Here is a 19882-nt window from a genome sequence, read left to right as displayed (position 1 = left end):
CGACGACCCGTGCCGACAGAAGGGCAGGACATGGGACCCAGCGCACCGGTGGAGCTCGTGCTCATCGAGTTCCCCCGCAGCGAGTTCAAGGGCGAGATCGTCGCCGAGCTGTCTCGGCTCGTCGACGCGGGCACCATCGACGTGCTCGACGCCCTGCTGATCCGCAAGGACACCGACGGGTCCGTGGAGTGGCTCGAGGCCACCGACGGCGGCGACGACGAGCTGGCGAGGATCGTGGGCGAGCCCGCCGGCCTGCTCGCCGCGGACGACGTCGACGCCGTGGCCGAGGACCTCGCGCCCGGCTCCGCCGTCGGCATGCTGGTGTTCGAGCACACCTGGGCGCGCGGCCTGGGCAGCGCCGTGCGCGGTGCGGGCGGCCGCGTCGTCGACTGGACCCGCGTGCCGGCCGAGGCGATCGACGAGGTCGCGCGCGAGCTCGAGAAGGAGGACTGAGATGCCCCCGATGCGACGGATGGGCCGCCCCGGCCTGATCGGGACGATGGCCCGCACCGCGGTGATCACCGGGACCGCGAACGCGACCAGCCGGGCGATGAACCGGCGCGCGGCCTCCCGCGAGCAGCAGCAGTACGAGGCGCAGCAGTACCAGGCCCAGCAGCAACAGCAGCAGGCGTACGCCCAGCAGCAGGCCTACGCCCAGCAGGCGCAGCAGGCCCCGGCGCAGGTGACCTCGGGACCGGGCCAGGACGACCTCATCGCCCAGCTCAAGCAGCTCGGCGACCTCAAGGCCGCCGGTGTGCTGTCCGACGCCGAGTTCGCCGCCGCGAAGGCCAAGCTGCTGGGGTGATCCGGGCCCCCGCGGGCGCGCGCCGGTGAGCCGGCCCCCGGCGCCGGGCACCGTCCTGCTCCTGCCGACGACGGAAAGGGCCGGTGGATGGACCTCGACACGGTGACCATGCTGGCGGTCGTCACCGCCGTGGCCGTCGTGGCGCCGTTCGTCGTCGACCGGATCGAGCCGTGGTTCCGCGTCCCGTCCGCCGTCGCCGAGATCCTCCTCGGCGTCGTCGTCGGCCCGGTGGTCCTCGGGATCGTGCACGCGACGCCCGTCGTCGAGGCGTTCTCGGACCTGGGCCTGGCGTTCCTCATGTTCCTCGCCGGGTACGAGATCGAGTTCGCCCGCATCCGCGGCGGCCCGCTGCGCACCGCCGCGGGATCGTGGGTCGTCTCCCTCGCCCTGGGGATCGCCGTCGGGCTCTGGCTCGCCGGACCGCAGGCCGGCCTCGTGGTCGGTCTGGCGCTCACGACGACGGCGCTCGGCGTGATCCTGCCGATCGTGCGCGACGCCGGTGCGAGCGGGACACGATTCGGCGACCGGGTGCTCGCGGTCGGCACCGTGGGGGAGTTCGGCCCGATCCTCGCGATCGCCTTCGTCCTGTCGGGCGACTCGCCGGCGCAGGTCCTCGTGGTCCTCGTCGCCTTCGCGGCGCTCGCCGTGACCGGGGCGGTCCTGGCCCGCAAGCCGCGCCACCCGAGGCTGGGGCGCCTGGTCACCGCGACCCTCGGCACCAGCGCGCAGGTCGCCGTGCGGCTGTGCGTGCTCGTCGTCGTGGGCATGTTCGCGTTCGCGCAGGCACTCGGCCTCGACCCCGTGCTGGGCGCCTTCACGGCCGGGATCCTCGTGCACCTGTTCCTGTCGTCCAGCGACCCGTTGGAGAGCAGGGTCGTGGAGTCGCGGCTCGAGGGGATCGGGTTCGGGTTCCTCATCCCGGTCTTTTTCGTGATGAGCGGGGTGACGCTGGACGTGGGCTCGCTGGCGGCGGACCCGGCGGTGCTGGGCCTGGTCCCGCTGTTCGCGGTCCTGTTCCTCCTGGTCCGCGGCCTGCCCACCTGGGTCTTCCACCGCCGTGCCCTGCCCGGTGCCGACGGTGTCGCACTCGGGCTCATGTCCGCCACGGCGCTGCCCCTCGTCGTCGTCATCACCGCCGTCGGCACGCGCGAGGGTGTGCTGCCGGAGTCCCACGCCGCCGCCCTGGTGTGCGCGGCGATCGTGTCCGTGATCGTGTTCCCCGCGGTCGCCGGACGGCTGCGCGCGGCGCCCGCGGCAGCCGCCGACCGTGCCGACGAGGAGAAGGAGGGCTGATGCCCGACACGCAGGACCGCACCGAACCCGTCCGTCCGCGCCCCTACGCGCGCCTGCTGGTGATGTCCGCGGGCCTCGGCATCCCCGTCTCGCTGGCGGCGTTCGTCTTCCTGGCGCTTCTCCACGAGATCCAGCACCAGGTCTGGGACGCGCTGCCGGAGACGCTCGGGTACGAGGTCCCGCCCTGGTGGTGGCCGCTGCCGTGGCTCGCGATCGCCGGAGCGCTCGTGGGCCTGGCGATCCGGTCCCTGCCCGGGCACGGCGGCCACCGGCCGATCGACGGGCTCGGGATGGGACCTGTGCCCGCGGACCACCTGCCGGGCATCCTGCTCGCGGCACTGGCCGGGCTGCCGCTGGGTGTCGTGCTCGGGCCGGAGGCACCGCTGCTCGCCATCGGGTCGGGGCTCGCGCTGATCCTGGTCCGGCCGTGGGACGCGACGCTCGACGAGCGCACCCGCACCGTCCTGGCCGTGGTGGGCTCCGCCGCCGCCCTGTCCGCCATCTTCGGCAACCCGCTGGTGGGCGCCGTGTTCGTCATCGAGGCGGCGGGCCTCGCCGGGCCGACGCTGGCCCGGCTCGTCCTGCCGTGCATGCTCGCCTCCGGCATCGGGGCACTCGTGTTCACCGGCATGGGCACCTGGACGGGCCTGGAGATCGCCTCCCTGGCCCTTCCGGACGTCGACGCACCGGTGCGGCCCGACGTCGCCGACGTGCTGTGGGCCGTGCCCCTGGCCGTCGCGGTGGCGATCCTGGTGCGCACGGTGCACCGCCTCGGAGGGGTGGTCGCCGGGCTCGCCGCCCGCCACCCGTTCGCCGTCGCCGTGGGTGCCGCGCTCGTGGTCGCCCTGTGCGCCGGGTGCTACACGGTCGTCACGGGACGCTCGCCCGAGGAGGTCGTGCTGTCCGGGCAGCTGACCCTGGCCCAGCTCGCCGCCGATCCTGGGGCGTGGGGCGTCGGTGCCCTCGTGGCCCTGCTGGCCCTCAAGTCCCTGGCGTACGGCGTCTCCCTCGGGGCGCTGCGCGGCGGCGCGATCTTCCCTGCGATCCTGCTGGGCGCCGCGGCCGGACTGCTCGCCGGGGGACTGCCGGGATTCGGAGCGGTCCCGGCGCTGGCGGTCGGCATGGCGGCGGCGACCGCCGCGACACTGCCGGTGCCCGTCTCGGCCGCCGTGCTCGTGACCATGCTCCTCGGTGACGCCGCCGCCGCGATGACGCCCATCGTGCTCGTGGCTGTCGTCGCCGGGTACGTCACGGAGCAGTTCGTGCTGCGCCCGCGGCGAGCCGCGCGTCAGGCCGCCGCCGCGGCGACGTGACGCCGGCGGGAGCGAGGCCGGCCGTCACTCTCCCGTCAGGCCGTCGAGCGCCTCGCGCAGCAGGTCGGCGTGCCCGTTGTGCCGCGCGTACTCCTCCACGAGGTGCACCAGGACCCAGCGCAGGCTGAACCGCCCGTCGCCGTGGCGGTCCTCGCGCACCGAGAGCACGTCCAGGCCCGCGGCCGGCGACGACGCCCCCTGCAGCAGGCGGTCCAGGGCGCGGTCCGACGCGGCCACGGCGTCGTCGAAGAGCGCCCGCAGCTCGTCCGGGTCGTCGTCGGCGGCGGAGTGCCACTCCCAGTCCGGGTCGGCGGCCCAGTCGACCGTGTCGAACGGGGGCCGTGCGTCACCGCCGGCGAGCACGACGGCGAACCACTGGGACTCCACGTACGCGAGGTGCTTGAGCAGCCCGCCCAGCGTCATCGCGCTCGGCGGCAGCGGGCTGCGCAGCTGGGCCGCCGTCAGCCCGGCGGTCTTCCATCGCAGGGTGTCGCGGTGGTAGTCGAGGTAGGCGCGGAGCGTCGTCACCTCGTCGGCGCGCAGCGGCGGCTCGGTCCGGTCGGGCTCGCTCTGGTCGGGCTCGGTCTGCTCGTGCTCAGGGTGCGTGGACGACGGGTGCGCCGGTGCGGCGAGGCGGTACCGGCCGGCGTCGAGCGCGGCACGCACCGCGCGGGCGGTCTCGTCGGCGTCGTGGCCGTTGGTGTCCAGGGCGTGCGGCTCGAGCGCACCGAGATCCGCGAAGCCGTCGTGGATCTCCCCGAGCGCGCCCGGGTCGCGCAGCCCGCCGTCGCCGCGCGCGGCGCCGCGGGCGAGCGCCACGTCGCGCGCCGGGCGCAGGACGACGTAGTCGAGGTCCCAGGCCCCGCCCGCCGCGGCGGCCCGGTAGCGGTCCAGGAACCAGGGACCCACGACCCCGTCCACGACGACGTCGTACCCGCCGCGCGCGTACGCCCCGGCGGCCGCGACGACGGCGTCGACGACGGTCTCGTTCTGCCGCTGCGCCTCCGGCAGGAACGGGGCCACGCCGCCGGTCGCGACGGCACGGAAGAAGTCGTCCGTGGTGACGAGCACCGTCGGCCGGCCGGCGTCGTGGGCCAGCGCCGCCGCGACGGTGGACTTGCCGGCCCCCGACGGGCCGGAGACGACGATGACGCGGGCGGGGCGTGCCGGTGCGGAGCTCACGACCGTGACGGTAGCCGCGTCGACCCGGCCCAGGCCACAGCATTTCGTGCCGCGACGTGCCGGGCGGTCACCCCCGGCTGAGGGCGCGTGCCCGCCGCAGCACGTCGTCGAGCATCGCCGGGGTGAGGCGCCTGGTGAACGTGTTCTGCTGCGAGACGTGGAAGCAGCCCAGGACGGTGAGCCGGGCGGGGCCGCCCGGCGCGTCCCTGGTGAGCGGCACCTCGGCCCCGTGCCCGAATGCGGGCCGGGGCCGCGGGACGTCCCAGCCCTGCTCGTCCAGGGTGGACAGCAGCGCCTGCCAGCCGATCGCCCCGAGGGCGACCGCGACCCGGACGCCCTCGCCCACGAGCTCGAGCTCCCGGGCCAGGTACGGGGCGCAGCGGCGTCGCTCGTCGGGGGTGGGCTTGTTGGCCGGCGGCGCGCAGCGCACGGGCGCGGTGACCCGGATGCCGCGCAGCACCAGGCCGTCGTCCGCGGCCGTCGACGTGGCCTGGTTCGCGAACCCGGTGCGGTGCATCGCGGCGAAGAGGAAGTCCCCGGAACGGTCGCCGGTGAACATGCGGCCCGTCCGGTTGGCACCGTGCGCCGCCGGGGCGAGGCCGACCACCACGACGGCGGCGTCGGGGTCGCCGAACCCGGGGACGGGCCGGCCCCAGTACTCCTGGTCACGGAACGCGGCCCGGCGCTCGTGCGCCACTTGCTCCCGCCACGCCACCAGCCGTGGGCACGCCCGGCATGCGGTGAGGTGCGCGTCCAGGGCGGGGAGGTCGGGCGCGTCGCGTACGGCGGCGGGGTAGGCGGGGGAGTCCGGTGGCGGCACGGGGGTGGCGGGCACGTGGCCCATCCTCGCGCGGACGACCGACAGCCCACCTCCCGCGGGGGTTGCGGGTGGTGGGCTGCCGGGGTCCGGAGGCGGTCAGGCCGCGGTCGTGAGCTCTCCGCGGGCGGTCGTCGCGTCGACCGTGCGGGCGGGCGCGGCGGGAGCCGCGAGGCGGCGCAGCGACCACCCGACGAGCCCGACGACGGCCCCGAGGCCCATGACCAGCGCGCTGACCCCGTAGGCGACGACCGAGGTGAACAGGGACGCCCGCAGGAACGAGGCGTTCATCGCGACGTCGCGCAGCGGGTCGTCCTGCTCCAGCTGGGCGTACGTCTGGCCGCCGGTCGCCTCGAGCGCGTGCCGGTCGATGACCTGGGCCTGCGCGTACGCCGAGAAGGGACCGTCGACGGTGTCGCCCGCGAGGAACGAGGCGTCCTCCGAGACGGTGATGTCCTGCGCGGCGAGCTGGGAGCTGACCGTCGCCCAGGTGGCGGCTCCGGCGCCGATCATGAGGATCCCGGCGAGCAGTGCGACGAGGCCGACGACGCGGACCGGTCGGTCGGTGGTGCGGGTGGTGGTCATGGTCCCCTCCGGGGGTGGTCGCGGGTCGCGCGGCCGGAGCGTCGACGCCGGGTCCGGCGCCTGTCTCTATGGTAAGACCACAGCCGGATCTGCGATATCGCGGGCCTTGTGAACCTGTTCATATGCCTGTCCGGTCGTTCGGGAGCGACGGGCCGGCGTCGTGCTCGGTCCCGGTCGCGCAGCGTCCGAGGGCTGGCTAGCGTGAGGACGACCGCGCGAGGGCCCGTCGGCCCTGGCGACACCGGCCCGGCGGCACCGCGGGAGCGGCCCCGCCAGGGTGAGCATCGAGGGGGAACCATGACCGAAGGACTGGGCGGCCTGTTCGACAAGGCCAAGGACAAGGCCAAGGAGCTCGCCACCGACGAGAACATCGACACGGCGGCGGAGAAGGCCAAGGAGTACGCGCCGGACAGCGTGGACGGCTACGTCGACAAGGCCGCGGACGCCGCCAAGGAGCACAACGACTGACCCGACATCGCGGGCGGCGGGGCGGCGCGTCGTCCCGACCCGCGACGGTGAGTACGATCGAGGGGCGCCGCCCGGAGCGGCGCCCCTCGGCCGTGCCAGGTACCCTCAGGCCGGCCCTCACGCCCGAGCGCCGCGGCCCCTCCGGGCCGCCGCGGCGCTCCACGACCAGCAAGGAGCTGCACGTGTCCGACGTCGCCTCGCCGATGACACCGAACCCCGACCACGAGCAGGGCGCCGTGGCGACCACGGTGACGGTGGACACGCCGACGACGGGCACTGCGCTCTTCGCCGACCGGCGTGACGTCGTCGTCCTGCGGGTCGACGGGCAGCTCAAGGACCTCGACACCGAGCTGGCGCCGGGCACCGTCGTCGAGCCGGTCACGATCGACTCGCCGGACGGTCTGGCCGTGCTGCGCCACAGCGCCGCCCACGTGCTCGCCCAGGCGGTGCAGCAGGTCAACCCGAAGGCGAAGCTCGGCATCGGCCCGCCCGTCACCGACGGCTTCTACTACGACTTCGACGTGGACACCCCGTTCACGCCCGAGGACCTCAAGAAGCTCGACAAGGCGATGGGTCGCATCATCAAGGAGGGCCAGACCTTCCGCCGCCGCGTCGTCACCGAGGACGAGGCGCGGGCCGAGCTCGCCGACGAGCCGTACAAGCTGGAGCTCATCGGCCTCAAGGGCGGCTCGTCCGACGACGACGGCAGCTCCGTCGAGGTCGGCGGCGGCGAGCTGACGATCTACGACAACGTGCGCGGCGCCGGGCGCGAGAGCGAGACCGTCGTCTGGAAGGACCTCTGCCGGGGTCCGCACCTGCCGTCCACGAGGCTCATCGGCCAGGGCGTGCAGCTCATGCGCTCCGCGGCCGCCTACTGGCGCGGCAGCGAGAAGAACCCGCAGCTGCAGCGCGTCTACGGCACCGCGTGGCCCAGCAAGGACGAGCTCAAGGCCTACCTCGAGCGCCTCGCGGAGGCCGAGCGCCGCGACCACCGGCGCCTGGGCAACGAGCTCGACCTGTTCAGCTTCCCGGACGAGATCGGCTCCGGCCTGCCCGTCTTCCACCCCAAGGGCGCCATGGTCCGCATGGAGATGGAGGAGTACTCGCGCAAGCGGCACGTTGAGTCCGGGTACTCGTTCGTGGCGACGCCGCACATCACCAAGTCCAAGCTGTTCGAGACCTCGCGGCACCTCGACTGGTATGCGGACGGGATGTACCCGCCCATGCACCTGGACGCGGAGCTCGACGACGACGGCACCGTGCGCAAGCCCGGCCAGGACTACTACCTGAAGCCGATGAACTGCCCGATGCACAACCTCGTGTTCTCCTCGCGCGGGCGGTCCTACCGCGAGCTCCCGCTGCGGCTGTTCGAGTTCGGCACCGTGTACCGCTACGAGAAGTCGGGCGTCGTCAACGGCCTCACCCGCGCCCGCGGGTTCACGCAGGACGACGCGCACATCTACTGCACGCGCGAGCAGATGAAGGACGAGCTCACCTCGATCCTCACGTTCGTCCTCGACCTGCTGCGCGACTACGGGCTCGACGACTTCTACCTCGAGCTGTCCACCCGCGACCCCGAGAAGTCGGTCGGCGACGACGCGACCTGGGACGAGGCGACCGAGGTGCTGCGCCAGGTCGCCACGGCGTCCGGGCTCGAGCTCGTCGCGGACCCGGGCGGTGCCGCGTTCTACGGCCCGAAGATCTCCGTGCAGGCCAAGGACGCCATCGGGCGGACCTGGCAGCTGTCCACGATCCAGCTCGACTTCTTCGAGCCGGAGCTCTTCGAGCTGGAGTACACGGCCTCCGACGGCTCGCGGCAGCGGCCGGTGATGATCCATCGCGCCCTGTTCGGGTCCATCGAGCGGTTCTTCGGCATCCTCGTCGAGCACTACGCGGGCGCCTTCCCCGCGTGGCTCGCCCCGGTCCAGGTGCTCGCCGTGCCCGTGGCCGACGCGTTCGACGACTACCTGTCGGACGTCGTCGAACGGCTGAGGGCCCAGGGGATCCGCGCGGAGCTCGACCGCTCCGACGACCGCTTCGGCAAGAAGATCCGCAACGCGGCCAAGGAGAAGGTGCCGTTCGTGCTCATCGCGGGCGGCGAGGACGCCGAGGCCGGCGCCGTGTCGTTCCGCTTCCGCGACGGCAGCCAGGAGAACGGCGTGCCCGTCGCGGACGCGATCGAGCGGATCGTCGCCGCCGTGCGCGACCGCGCCCAGGTCTGATGCCGGCCGCCACTCCACCCCCGCACCCCGAGCCGGCCGACGCCTTCGGCCCGCCCGAGGACGGCTACCAGCGGCTCTGGACACCCCACCGCATGGTCTACATCGGCGGCCAGGACAAGCCGACGGACTCCAGCGTCGCGCAGTGCCCGTTCTGCCGGATCCCCGCGGGCGACGACGAGCAGGGGCTCGTGGTCGCCCGCGGGGCGGCCTGCTACGCGGTGCTCAACCTGTACCCGTACAACGGCGGTCACCTCATGGTGCTGCCGTACCGGCACGTGTCGGGCTACACCGATCTCACGGCGGCGGAGACCCACGAGCTCGCGACGACGACGCAGCACGCCATGCGGGTGCTGCGGACGGTCTACGCCCCGGCCGGGTTCAACCTCGGCATGAACCAGGGCGACGTCGCCGGCGCGGGCATCGCCGCGCACCTGCACCAGCACGTCGTCCCGCGCTGGCTCGGCGACGCCAACTTCCTGCCGGTCGTCGGGCAGACCAAGGCGATCCCCGAGCTCCTCGCCGACACGCGGGCCCGGCTCGCGGCCGCGTGGGACGAGGTCCCGGGCCCCGGTCTCGACGACGGCGCCGGCCCCGACGGGACGCCCTGATGCTCGGCCGCCTGCGCGCCACCATGCAGCGCGTCTTCGCCCCGCTCGCGCGCCTGCTGCTGCGGTGGGGCGTGTCGCCGGACGCCGTGACCGTCGCCGGCACCGTGGTCGTCAGCGTGCTGGCGCTGACGCTGCTGCCGACCGGCCACCTGCTGCTCGGCGGGCTGCTCATCGGCGCGTTCACGCTCACCGACTCCCTCGACGGGGTGATGGCCCGGGCAGCAGGACGGTCCGGGCCGTGGGGCGCGTTCCTCGACTCGACGCTGGACCGGGTCTCCGACGGGGCCGTCTTCGCCGGCATCACGCTCTGGTTCGTGCTGCACGCCGAGGAGCCCTACACCACCTGGGGCACTGCGGCGTCGCTGGCCTGCCTCGTGCTCGGCGGCGTCGTCCCGTACGCGCGCGCCCGGGCCGAGAGCGTCGGCACCACCGCCGCGGTGGGGATCGCTGAGCGGAGCGACCGGCTCTTCGTCGCGCTCGCCGCGACGACGTTCATCCCGCTCGGGGTACCCGTCCTGGTCGCCGTCGTCGTGCTCGCACTCCTCGCCGCGGCCAGCGCCGTGACGGTCGTGCAGCGGGTGGTGACCGTCCGCAGGCAGCTGACGGGCCCCGCCGGCGGTGCGGCCGGCGACGGCGCACGAAGCACCGCACCCGACACGGACACGGAGGTCTGATGGGCATCGCCCGGTCGCTGGACGTCCCGAAGCTCTACACGTTCGCCTGGCGGCACGCGCCGAAGGTCCCCGAACCCGTGCTCCGGGCGGCGTTCACGGCGGTCGCGGACGTGACCTGGGCGTGCCGCACCGCGGGCGTGCGGCGCATGGAGGCGAACTACGCGCGCGTGCGCCCCGACCTCGACGCGCGGGCCCTGCGCCGCCTCGTCCGGGAGGGGATGCGCTCCTACATGCGCTACTTCCGCGAGGCGTTCACCCTGCAGGGGTCCACACCCGAGCAGAACGTCGCCCGCGTGCGGATCGAGGGGTACGAGCACATCGCGGAGGACCTCGCCGACGGGCGCGCGCTCTCCCTGGCCCTGGCGCACCTCGGCAACTGGGACCTGGCGGGGGCCTGGGCGACGCCCAACCTGGCCCCGGTCCTCACCGTCGCCGAACGGCTCAAGCCCGAGGAGCTCTTCGTCGAGTTCGTGGAGTTCCGGCGATCCATCGGCATCGACGTGCTGCCCCTCGGCGACCACGACGTGTTCCGCAACCTCGTGCGGGGGGCGACCCGCGGGGGCCGGATCGTGCCCCTGCTGGCGGACCGCGACCTCACGGCCACGGGCGTGGAGGTGGACCTGTGCGGCCACCGCGCCCGGGTGGCCGCCGGTCCCGCGGCGCTCGCGCTCGCGGCCAAGGTGCCGCTGATCCCGGTCGGCATCACCTATGAGCGGCTGTCGGGGGACCGCCGGCGTCGGGCCGGCACGGCGTGGGGGATCGTCATCCGGTTCTACCCGCCGGTCCCGGTGCCCGACGACTCCGGGCTACGACGCCAGGAGCGCGTGGCGCGGATGACGCAGGGCTGGGTCGACGCGGTCGCCCGCACCCTGGTGGAGTCCACGCAGGACTGGCACATGCTCCAGCGGGTCTTCGTCGACGACCTGGACCCGGACCGCTACGCCCGCACGCGCGCCGAGGCGGGCGAGGCATGAGCACGACGGGACCGCTGCGCGTCGGCATCGTGTGCCCCTACTCGTTCGACGCCCCCGGCGGGGTGCAGTTCCACGTGCGCGACCTCGCCGAGGCGCTGCGCGGGCTCGGCCACCACGTGTCCGTGCTCGCGCCCGCCGACGAGGACACCCCGGTGCCCGACGTCGTGACCTCCGCGGGGCGCGCGGTCGCGGTGCGCTACAACGGCTCGGTCGCCCGGCTGGCCTTCGGGCCGCGCGCCGCGGGCCGCGTGCGCCGGTGGCTGGAGGCCGGGGAGTTCGACGTGGTGCACCTGCACGAACCCATGACGCCGAGCCTGTCCATGCTGGCGCTGTGGCTCGCCGAAGTCCCCGTGGTGGCGACGTTCCACACCTCCCAGGAGCGTTCGCGCGCCCTCCAGGTCGCGTTCCCGCTGCTGCGCCAGTCCCTCGAGAAGATCGCCGCGCGGATCGCGGTCTCCGAGGACGCGCGCCGCACGCTCGTCGACCACGTGGGCGGGGACGCCGTCGTGATCCCCAACGGCGTGTACGTCGACGGCTTCGCGGCGGGCCGCGTCGTCGAGCGCTGGCGCGGGACGCCGGAGGCGCCGACGATCGCGTTCCTGGGCCGGCTGGACGAGCCCCGCAAGGGCCTCGGGGTCCTCGCCGAGGCCGCCCCGCGTGTGCTCGAGCGATACCCCGGCGCGCGGTTCCTCGTCGCCGGCAAGGGCGACGACGGCCGGGACGCCGCGGTGGCGGCGCTCGGGGCCCGGGCGGGGTCGTTCGAGTTCCTCGGGCCGATCAGCGACGAGGAGAAGGCCTCGCTCCTGGCCTCGGCCGACCTGTACGTGGCGCCGCAGACCGGGGGAGAGAGCTTCGGGATCGTGCTGGTCGAGGCGATGAGCGCGGGATGCGGCGTCGTCGCGAGCGACCTGGGCGCGTTCCGCCGGGTGCTCGACGACGGCGCGGCCGGCCGCCTGTTCCGCACGGGCGAAGCGCCTGACCTCGCGCGGGCGCTGGTCGCCGCGCTGGACGACCCCGACGGCACGGCGGTGCGGCGCGAGCGGGCGACGGCGTTCGTCCGACGGTTCGACTGGTCCACGGTGACCGAGCAGGTGCTCGCGGTCTACGAGATGGCGGTGGCCGCCGGCGCGGCGCTCGACGGGCCCGGCTCCCGCCCGCAGGAGCGCGGCGGCCGGCGCGGCGGCCGGTGGATCACGGTCGACGCCGACGGCGTCGCGGACGAGGGGAGCGGCGCATGACCTGGTCGGAGCTCGCGCTCGTGGTGCTGGTCGTGGCCGCCGCGGTGGTCTGGCTGGCCTGGGTCTCGGCCTCCCGCCTGGACCGCCTGCACCGCAAGGTGGTGGCGTCGCGCCTCGCCCTCCAGGCGCAGCTCGCACGGCGGGCCGCGGCCGCGATCGACCTCGCGTCCTCGGGCATGCTCGATCCCGCCGGCGCGGTGCTGGTCGCCGACGCGGGATTCGCCGTCGTGGACGACGCCGGCCCGCAGGCCGCCGAGGTCGCCGAGCGCGGGGCGCTGTCCATGGAGGGGCTGGGCACGGAGCGCGAGCGCGCCGAGAGCGCCCTGTCGGCGACGCTGCGCTCGGCGCTCGGCGACGAGGAGTTCGTCGCGGGGCTCCGGCGGTCCGCCGACGGGGAGGAGCTGGTCGGGAACCTGGCCGCGGCCTGGTACCGGGCGCAGCTCGCCCGCCGCTTCCACAACGAGGCGGTGGCCCAGGCGCAGCGGGCGCGTCGCACCTGGTACGTGCGGCTGCTGCACCTGACCGGTCGCGCCGAGACGCCGCAGACCGTGGAGCTGGACGACCAGATGCCGGCGGGGCTCGGCCGGGCCTGAGCGACGCCGCCCACCCGCGCAACCTCTTAGGATGGGGGCGAGGCGTGGCGAGCGCCATGCCCGAGGACGAGCGAGCGAGGTTGCGTTGAGCGAGACCGGTACCGTCGGCGAGGTGGGCACGGCCCGCGTCAAGCGAGGCATGGCGGAGATGCTCAAGGGCGGCGTCATCATGGACGTCGTCACCCCGGAGCAGGCGAAGATCGCCGAGGACGCCGGCGCGGTCGCCGTGATGGCGCTCGAGCGTGTGCCCGCGGACATCCGCGCCCAGGGCGGGATCTCCCGGATGAGCGACCCGGACATGATCGACGGCATCATCGAGGCGGTGTCCGTCCCCGTGATGGCGAAGGCCCGCATCGGGCACTTCGTCGAGGCGCAGGTGCTGCAGTCGCTCGGCGTCGACTACGTCGACGAGTCCGAGGTGCTGTCCCCGGCCGACTTCGCCAACCACATCGACAAGTGGCAGTTCACCGTGCCGTTCGTGTGCGGGGCGACCAACCTGGGCGAGGCGCTGCGCCGCATCACCGAGGGCGCGGCCATGATCCGCTCCAAGGGCGAGGCCGGCACCGGCGACGTCTCGAACGCCACCACGCACATGCGCCGGATCCGCGCGGAGATCCAGCGGCTCACGTCGCTGCCCGCCGACGAGCTGTTCGTCGCCGCGAAGGAGCTGCAGGCGCCGTACGAGCTGGTGGCCGAGGTGGCGCGCACCGGCAAGCTGCCGGTCGTGCTCTTCACCGCCGGCGGCATCGCGACGCCGGCGGACGCCGCGATGATGATGCAGCTCGGTGCCGAGGGCGTCTTCGTCGGCTCGGGCATCTTCAAGTCCGGCGACCCGGCCGCCCGTGCGCGGGCGATCGTTCAGGCGACGACGTTCCACGACGACCCCGACGTGGTCGCGCGGGTCTCGCGCGGGCTCGGCGAGGCCATGGTGGGCCTCAACGTCGACGAGCAGCCCGAGCCGGTGCGGCTCGCGGAGCGCGGCTGGTAGGCGTCCCGTCCACGAGGGCGGCCCTGGCCCGCACCGTCGGTCCCCGATGGCGCGGGCCAGGGCCGTCTCGGCCTCCTACCGGGTCGTCCGGCCGTTCAGCGCACCCGGACCACGTACTTCCCCGACCCGGTGCCGGTGGCGAGCCGCTCCTGCGCGGCGGGCGCGGCAGCGAGCCCGTCGAGCACGGTCGGCTGCACGGACAGGCGTGACGCCGCGAGATGCTCCACCACCCGTGTGAGCGCTCGGCGGACGCGCGCCGGATCGGCCCGCGACAGCGACTCGAGGCTGAAGCCGCCGATCCTGGCGTTCGTGGCGTAGAGACGACCCGTCGTCGGCAGCGGGTCGAGCGTGCACCCGCCGGCGTTGCCGAAGAGGACGATCTGCCCCGTCGGCCGGAGCACGGCCAGGTCGTCCTCGAGGGCTGTGGTGCCCTGCGGGTCGAGCACCACGTCGGCGCCCCCGGGCGCGGCCTCGCGGACGCTCTCGACGAGGCCGGGTCCGCGCAGGTGCACGCTGTCGTAGCCGGCGTCCCTCGCGAGGGGGACGCGGGAGGGTGCCCCGACGATCCCGACGAGGGTGGCGGCACCGGCGAGCCGGGCGAGCGGCGCGAGCGCGGCGCCGACCGCGCCGGACGCGCTGTGGACGGCGACGACGTCGCCGTCGCGGACCCGGGCCACGTCGTGCACGAGCAGGTCGGCGGTGGTCGGCGCCCCCGGCACCACCGCCGCGACGGCCGGGTCGAGGCCGGCGGGGAGCGGTGTGGTCAGGGCGGCGTCCGCGACCGCGACCTCCGCCAGGCCGCCGGTGTTCGTCAGCGCCGCGACGCGTTGTCCGGGTTCGGGCGTGTCGACGCCGGGGCCGACCGCGAGGACGTGGCCGGCGACCTCCAGGCCGGGGACGAACGGCCATGACTGCGCGTAGCCGCCGTCCCCCCGACGTGCCATCACGTCCTTGAAGTTGATCCCGGCGTACTCCACGGCGATCGCGACCTGGCCCGGGCCCGGCGCGGGGCGCTCGACTGCTGCGACCCGGGTCGCGGCGGTGTCGCGGGCCGGTCCGTCGAAGACGAGTGCCTGCATCAGCGTGCCCATCCCGCTCTCCTTCGATGGATGACGAAGGGGTTCACGGTAGCATTCTCTTTCGACATGTACAGAAGGAGAGTGGATGCCGACGAACCCACGTCCCGACCTCGACCACCCGCCGATCGACGAGGTCTCGCTCGTCGCGGTGCTCCACGCGCTCGCCGACCGGACAAGACTGACGATCGTCGAGACGCTGACCCGTGACACGCAGGGGCGTGCCTGCGGCACGTTCCCCGTGGACGTCGCGCCGTCCACGTTGAGCCACCACTTCAGGGTGCTGCGGGAGGCCGGTGTCATCCGTCAGGAGGAGCGGGGGAACCGTCGATGGACGATGCTCCGCGCCGACGAGGTGGACGAGCGCTTCCCCGGCCTGCTGCGGGCGGTGGTCGCCGCGTCGACGCTAGGCTCGACGGTATGACCACCACCGCCGCGAGCGCGTCCTCCCTGGGGGACGACTGGGTCCCGGGGCCGGACGGCATGCGCCACCGGCGCGCGGCCCGCGTCGTCGTCATCGACGACGCGGGCCGCGCCCTGCTCGTGCGGGGCCACGACGCCGACCAGCCCGAGCGGTCCTGGTGGTTCACCGTGGGCGGCGGCATCGACCCGGGGGAGAGCGAGCTGGACGCCGCCCTGCGCGAGCTGCGCGAGGAGGCCGGCCTGCTGCTCGCGGCCGCCGACCTCGAAGGGCCCGTGATGACCCGCCAGGGCATCTTCCACTTCCTGGCCGAGACGTGCCGGCAGGACGAGACCTTCTTCCTCGCGCGCGTCGCCGCCGAGACCGCACTGTCCCGGGACGGCTGGACCGCGATGGAGCGCGACGTCCTCGACGAGCTGCGCTGGCTCACCCCGGCCGAGCTGCGCGGCCAGCCGCACGAGGTGTTCCCCACCGTGCTGCCCGACCTCGTCGAGGAGCTGGCGGGCGGCTGGGACGGCGTCGTGCGCCACCTCGGCACCGAGCACGACGACGAGCCCGCCGCCACGGACGCTCCGCGGCCCTGACCGGCCACGCCGCTGCCTGACCGGCCGGGCCGCCGGGAGGGCGGCGCCTACACCGTCGCCGCGGTGCCGTCGCGCTCCGGCCGCGAGTCCGGCGCCGCCCTCCGTGCCTGCGGGGCGGACAGCGCGGCGAGCACCGTGCGGTGGGTCAGCCAGCCGACGAGGCGGCCCTGGTCGTCGACGACGGCGCCCCCGTCGTCGTCGGGGTGCTCGCGCAGCGCGTCGAGCGCCTCGCGGAGGCTGGCGCCGCGCGAGACACGAGCCACGTCGTCCAGCACGGTGGCGACCGTCGCCCGGTCGGCCTCGTCGTCCTGCTCGAGCTCTTCGGCGGCGAGGTCGGCGCGCAGCTGCCCCACGAGCCGGCCGTCGCCGTCGAGCACGGGCAGCGTCGGCCGGCCGCTGCCCAGGAGCGTGCGGGACGCCTCCGCCAGGGGGACGTCCGGGGTGACCGGCTCGGGCGCGTCCTCCATGACCTCGGCGACGCGCACGTCCCCGAGCACCCGGTCGGCCGGGTGCTGGCCCAGGTCGATGCCGCGACGGCGCAGCTTGAGCGTGTACACGGTGTCGGCGGACAGCAGACGGCTGGCGCCCGTGGCGAGCACGATCGCGAGCATGAGCGGCAGGATGACCGAGTACTCGCCGGTCAGCTCGAAGAGCATCACGACGGCGGTGATCGGTGCGCGTGCGGTGCCCGCGAACATCGCCCCCATGCCGACGACGGCGAACGCCCCGGTCGAGGGCGCGAGGTCGGGGGCCAGCATCTGCGCCACCTGGCCGAACGCGGCGCCGAGCATGCCTCCCACGAACAGCGACGGCGCGAACACGCCGCCCGACCCGCCGATGCCGAGCGTGAGGCTCGTGGCGACCACCTTGCCGACGAGCAGCAGGAGGAGCATGCCGACGACGAGCTCGCCGTCGACCGCGCCGGACAGCACGGGGTAGCCGACGCCGTAGAGCTGCGGCAGGGTGAGCAGGACCAGCCCCAGGAGCAGGCCGCCGACGGCGGGCCGCGCCCACTCGGGGCCGCGCCAGACGCGGTCGCACAGGTCCTCGATCGCGTAGAGGACGCGGACGAACCCGATGCCCAGCGCGCCCGCGACCAGGCCGAGCAGCGCGAAGAGCAGGTACGTCCGGGGGTCGTCGACGGTGAGGGCCGGCAGGGTCAGGAGCGACTCGTCGCCGATGATCGCGCGGGCCACGACGGAGGCCGTGACCGACGACAGCACCACGAGCCCGAACGAGCGGGCGGAGAAGTCCCGCAGGATCAGCTCGAGGGCGAACAGGACGCCCGCGACGGGAGCGTTGAACGTGGCGGCGATCCCGGCCGCGCCGCCGGCGGCGACCAGGGTGCGCAGGCGGTCGGCGGGCACGCGGGCCAGCTGCCCGATGCTCGAGCCCAGCGCGGAGCCGATCTGGACGATGGGCCCCTCGCGTCCCACGCTGCCGCCCGAGCCGATGCAGACCGCGGACGCGAACGCCTTGACGGCCGCGACGCGCGGGCGGATGCGGCCGCCGTGGTGGGCGACCGCGAGCATGACCTCGGGCACCCCGTGGCCGCGGGCCTCGCGGGCCCACCGGTAGACGACGGGGCCGTAGACGAGGCCCCCGACGGCGGGCGCCAGGACGATGAACCAGGGCCCCAGCCAGCCGAGAGCGGGGTGGACCGGGTGGTCGCCGACGGCGGCGGCCGCGACGTCGTCGGTGCCGGAGAAGAGGAGCGTCGCGTGGCTGATGAGCCAGCGGAACCCGACCGCCCCGAGGCCGGTGAGGGCGCCGACGACGAGCGACAGCGGGACCAGGACGCCGGTCCCGGCGTTCCCGGGCGACCGGCCCACGAGACGGGCGAGCGCGCCGCGCACGGAACCGGCCGCCCTCGCGGGCGCGACGGAGGACACGGAAGATGCAGGCATGCAACAAGTGTAAGGATGCACAGAACTTTCGCCGCCACGTCCATGGATCGATACGCTGGCGCGATGGACGACGCGCGCGCCGGCGGACCCGGCCGGACGCCTCCGGAGGACCCCGACGAGCTGGCCGCCGTGACGCTGCACGCGTCGCGCGGACTCCTCGGCGTCATCGCGCGGTCCGTCGCGCAGGCACTGGAGGAGGTGTCGCTGCCGCAGCTGCGGGCACTGGTCCTGCTCGCCACCGCCGGCGCGCTGCGCCAGGGCGTCGTCGCCGAGCGGCTCGGGGTGCACCCCTCGACGTTCTCCCGCAACGTCGACCGGCTGGTCGCCGGGGGCTGGGTGCGGCGGGACGCGGACCCGGAGCGCCGGCACGCGGTGCGCATCGCCATCACGGACCAGGGGAGCGCGCTGGTCGAGCGCGTCTCCGAGCGCCGCCGGGCGGCGATCGCCGAGGTGCTCGCCCGGGTGCCGGCCGACCGCCGTGCCGCCGTCCTCGACGGGCTCGCGGAGTTCACCGCCGCGTCCGGGGAGCCCGACCCGCGGGACCTGCAGACCCTGGCGCTCTGAGTGGCCCTCCGCGCCCCCTACACTGCCTCGGTGACCATCACGATCGGAGTCCTCGCGCTGCAGGGGGACGTCAGCGAGCACGCGGCCGCGCTGGAGTCCGCCGGAGCCCGCGCCGTGCCCGTGCGCCGTCCGGCCGAGCTCGCGACCGTCGACGGCCTCGTGCTCCCGGGCGGCGAGTCCACGACCATCGACAAGCTGCTGCGGATCTTCGAGCTCGCCGACCCGCTGCGGGACCGCATCGCCGACGGGATGCCCGTGTACGGCTCGTGCGCCGGGATGATCCTGCTCGCCGACCGCATCACCGGCGGCACCGCCGACCAGCAGACCCTCGGCGGCATGGACGTCGTCGTGCGGCGCAACGCCTTCGGCCGCCAGGTCGACTCGTTCGAGGCCGAGCTGGACGTCACGGGCATCACCGACCGCCCCGGAGCCGCCCCCGTGGTCACCGCGTTCATCCGCGCGCCGTGGGTCGAGCAGGCCGGCCCCGGCGTCGAGGTGCTCGCGCGCATGCCCGAGACGTGGGCGGACGGCACCGCCGTGGGCCCCGCCGCCGGTAAGATCGTCGCAGCACGCGCCGGACACCTGCTCGCCACCGCGTTCCACCCGGAGATCACGGGGGACTCGCGGGTGCACGAGCTGTTCGTCCGGCAAGTCCAAGCATCGCGAAGGAGTTAGGTAGAGCATGTCCGGGCACTCCAAGTGGGCCACGACGAAGCACAAGAAGGCGGCGATCGACGCCAAGCGCGGCAAGCTCTTCGCGAAGCTCATCAAGAACATCGAGGTCGCCGCGCGCACCGGCGGCGGTGACCCCGCCGGCAACCCGACGCTCTTCGACGCCATCCAGAAGGCGAAGAAGTCCTCGGTGCCGAACGACAACATCGACCGCGCCCTCAAGCGTGGGTCCGGCGAGGGCGCCGACGCCGTCGACTATCAGACGATCATGTACGAGGGATACGGCAACAACGGCATCGCCGTGCTCGTCGAGTGCCTCACCGACAACAAGAACCGCGCCGCCGCCGAGGTGCGCACCGCGTTCTCCCGCAACGGCGGCAACCTCGCCGACCCCGGCTCGGTGTCGTACCTCTTCTCCCGCAAGGGGCTCGTCGTCGTGCCCAAGGCCGACGGCGTCACCGAGGACGACGTGATGCTCGCGGCGCTCGACGCCGGCGCCGAGGAGGTCACCGACGTCGGGGAATACATCGAGGTGCTCAGCGAGGCGACCGACCTGGTCGACGTGCGCACGGCGATCGTCGACGCCGGCATGGAGTACGACTCCGCGGACTCGATCTGGCACCCCTCCATGCAGGTCGAGGTCGACGTCGAGGGCGCCCGCAAGATCACGCGCCTCATCGACGCCCTCGAGGACAGCGACGACGTGCAGAACGTCTACGCGAACTTCGACGCCTCCGACGAGGTGATGGCGGCGCTGGACGAGGACTGACGTCTCGTCGTCTGCTGCAACAGTCCGCAACCGTGGCTGGGGCGGGCGTGCCGGAGGGTCCGTGTCGCGAGGCACGCCATCCGCCGCTCGTTCCTCGCGGCTCCCGCCAGGCCCGACCAGCCTCTCGAC

General features: G+C 74.5%; 22 protein-coding genes. 17 read left to right on the top strand and 5 right to left on the bottom strand.

What is annotated here, in order from left to right:
* The first annotated feature begins 30 nt into the window (after positions 1-30).
* From EYB28_RS11580 to EYB28_RS11565, 4 genes are all read left to right on the top strand, one after another.
* Positions 31-453 (top strand): DUF6325 family protein, encoded by a 423-nt coding sequence (locus EYB28_RS11580; RefSeq protein ID WP_166847960.1) that lies wholly within the window; start codon positions 31-33, stop codon positions 451-453.
* A gap of 1 nt (position 454) precedes the next feature.
* Complete coding sequence (locus tag EYB28_RS11575; RefSeq protein ID WP_240930515.1) at positions 455-805, top strand: SHOCT domain-containing protein; 351 nt, start codon at positions 455-457, stop codon at positions 803-805.
* Positions 806-892: 87 nt separating this feature from the next.
* The gene (locus tag EYB28_RS11570; RefSeq protein WP_166847958.1) at positions 893-2098 is read left to right on the top strand and encodes a cation:proton antiporter; all 1206 of its coding nucleotides are present in this window, start codon (positions 893-895) and stop codon (positions 2096-2098) included.
* Positions 2098-3411, top strand: a complete 1314-nt coding sequence (locus EYB28_RS11565) for a chloride channel protein (protein WP_166847956.1) — start codon at positions 2098-2100, stop codon at positions 3409-3411. The genes EYB28_RS11570 and EYB28_RS11565 overlap by 1 nt, the downstream gene beginning before the upstream one ends.
* Before the next feature lie 24 nt (positions 3412-3435).
* Here the strand turns inward: EYB28_RS11565 and EYB28_RS20615 are convergent, their stop codons facing one another.
* The 3 genes from EYB28_RS20615 to EYB28_RS11550 all read right to left on the bottom strand — a co-directional run bounded on the left by EYB28_RS20615 (position 3436) and on the right by EYB28_RS11550 (position 5995).
* On the bottom strand, positions 3436-4593 hold the full coding sequence (locus tag EYB28_RS20615; protein ID WP_370459472.1) for a DUF664 domain-containing protein: 1158 nt from the start codon (positions 4591-4593) through the stop codon (positions 3436-3438).
* Between the two features lie 67 nt (positions 4594-4660).
* Entirely contained in the window at positions 4661-5437 is a 777-nt protein-coding gene (locus EYB28_RS11555; protein WP_166847954.1) for a uracil-DNA glycosylase, read from the bottom strand.
* A gap of 72 nt (positions 5438-5509) precedes the next feature.
* Positions 5510-5995: an aromatic ring-opening dioxygenase LigA gene (locus tag EYB28_RS11550; RefSeq protein WP_166847952.1), complete on the bottom strand. Its 486-nt coding sequence runs from the start codon at positions 5993-5995 to the stop codon at positions 5510-5512.
* 297 nt (positions 5996-6292) lie between these two features.
* Here EYB28_RS11550 and EYB28_RS11545 point away from each other — a divergent pair, with 297 nt between their 5' ends.
* The 8 genes from EYB28_RS11545 to pdxS all read left to right on the top strand — a co-directional run bounded on the left by EYB28_RS11545 (position 6293) and on the right by pdxS (position 13760).
* Entirely contained in the window at positions 6293-6463 is a 171-nt protein-coding gene (locus EYB28_RS11545) for a hypothetical protein (protein ID WP_166847950.1), read from the top strand.
* Positions 6464-6666: 203 nt separating this feature from the next.
* Positions 6667-8685: a threonine--tRNA ligase gene (gene thrS / locus EYB28_RS11540; RefSeq protein ID WP_166852249.1), complete on the top strand. Its 2019-nt coding sequence runs from the start codon at positions 6667-6669 to the stop codon at positions 8683-8685.
* Positions 8685-9293: an HIT domain-containing protein gene (locus EYB28_RS11535; protein ID WP_166847947.1), complete on the top strand. Its 609-nt coding sequence runs from the start codon at positions 8685-8687 to the stop codon at positions 9291-9293. Before thrS ends, EYB28_RS11535 begins: the two co-directional genes overlap by 1 nt.
* A complete protein-coding gene (pgsA, locus tag EYB28_RS11530) occupies positions 9293-9967 on the top strand; it encodes a phosphatidylinositol phosphate synthase (protein WP_166847944.1) in 675 nt (224 codons plus the stop codon). Before EYB28_RS11535 ends, pgsA begins: the two co-directional genes overlap by 1 nt.
* Complete coding sequence (locus tag EYB28_RS11525; protein ID WP_166847940.1) at positions 9967-10941, top strand: phosphatidylinositol mannoside acyltransferase; 975 nt, start codon at positions 9967-9969, stop codon at positions 10939-10941. Before pgsA ends, EYB28_RS11525 begins: the two co-directional genes overlap by 1 nt.
* Positions 10938-12179, top strand: a complete 1242-nt coding sequence (locus tag EYB28_RS11520) for a glycosyltransferase family 4 protein (protein ID WP_370459471.1) — start codon at positions 10938-10940, stop codon at positions 12177-12179. The genes EYB28_RS11525 and EYB28_RS11520 overlap by 4 nt, the downstream gene beginning before the upstream one ends.
* The gene (locus tag EYB28_RS11515; RefSeq protein ID WP_166847937.1) at positions 12176-12772 is read left to right on the top strand and encodes a hypothetical protein; all 597 of its coding nucleotides are present in this window, start codon (positions 12176-12178) and stop codon (positions 12770-12772) included. The genes EYB28_RS11520 and EYB28_RS11515 overlap by 4 nt, the downstream gene beginning before the upstream one ends.
* Positions 12773-12857: 85 nt before the next feature.
* Complete coding sequence (pdxS, locus tag EYB28_RS11510; RefSeq protein WP_205710899.1) at positions 12858-13760, top strand: pyridoxal 5'-phosphate synthase lyase subunit PdxS; 903 nt, start codon at positions 12858-12860, stop codon at positions 13758-13760.
* Between the two features lie 95 nt (positions 13761-13855).
* Here the strand turns inward: pdxS and EYB28_RS11505 are convergent, their stop codons facing one another.
* A complete protein-coding gene (locus tag EYB28_RS11505; protein WP_205710898.1) occupies positions 13856-14851 on the bottom strand; it encodes a zinc-binding alcohol dehydrogenase family protein in 996 nt (331 codons plus the stop codon).
* 73 nt (positions 14852-14924) lie between these two features.
* On the opposite strand from EYB28_RS11505, the gene EYB28_RS11500 reads away from it, so the two are divergent.
* A complete protein-coding gene (locus tag EYB28_RS11500) occupies positions 14925-15260 on the top strand; it encodes a helix-turn-helix transcriptional regulator (RefSeq protein WP_166847931.1) in 336 nt (111 codons plus the stop codon).
* The gene (locus EYB28_RS11495) at positions 15257-15841 is read left to right on the top strand and encodes an NUDIX hydrolase (RefSeq protein ID WP_166847927.1); all 585 of its coding nucleotides are present in this window, start codon (positions 15257-15259) and stop codon (positions 15839-15841) included. Before EYB28_RS11500 ends, EYB28_RS11495 begins: the two co-directional genes overlap by 4 nt.
* Before the next feature lie 47 nt (positions 15842-15888).
* On the opposite strand, the gene EYB28_RS11490 is transcribed toward EYB28_RS11495, so the two are convergent.
* Positions 15889-17748: a chloride channel protein gene (locus EYB28_RS11490; RefSeq protein WP_166847924.1), complete on the bottom strand. Its 1860-nt coding sequence runs from the start codon at positions 17746-17748 to the stop codon at positions 15889-15891.
* 63 nt (positions 17749-17811) lie between these two features.
* Here EYB28_RS11490 and EYB28_RS11485 point away from each other — a divergent pair, with 63 nt between their 5' ends.
* Genes EYB28_RS11485 through EYB28_RS11475 form a run of 3 tightly spaced genes read left to right on the top strand, consistent with a single transcriptional unit; the run spans position 17812 to position 19753 of the window.
* A complete protein-coding gene (locus tag EYB28_RS11485; protein WP_166847921.1) occupies positions 17812-18312 on the top strand; it encodes a MarR family winged helix-turn-helix transcriptional regulator in 501 nt (166 codons plus the stop codon).
* Positions 18313-18342: 30 nt separating this feature from the next.
* Complete coding sequence (gene pdxT, locus EYB28_RS11480; RefSeq protein ID WP_166847916.1) at positions 18343-18987, top strand: pyridoxal 5'-phosphate synthase glutaminase subunit PdxT; 645 nt, start codon at positions 18343-18345, stop codon at positions 18985-18987.
* 7 nt (positions 18988-18994) lie between these two features.
* Positions 18995-19753 (top strand): YebC/PmpR family DNA-binding transcriptional regulator, encoded by a 759-nt coding sequence (locus EYB28_RS11475; protein WP_166847913.1) that lies wholly within the window; start codon positions 18995-18997, stop codon positions 19751-19753.
* The last annotated feature ends 129 nt before the right edge of the window (positions 19754-19882 follow it).

It is taken from the genome of Isoptericola sp. BMS4 (genome assembly GCF_011634835.1).
Taxonomy (GTDB): Bacteria; Actinomycetota; Actinomycetes; order Actinomycetales; family Cellulomonadaceae; genus Isoptericola.
This window is presented reverse-complemented; position numbering and strand designations above follow the sequence as displayed.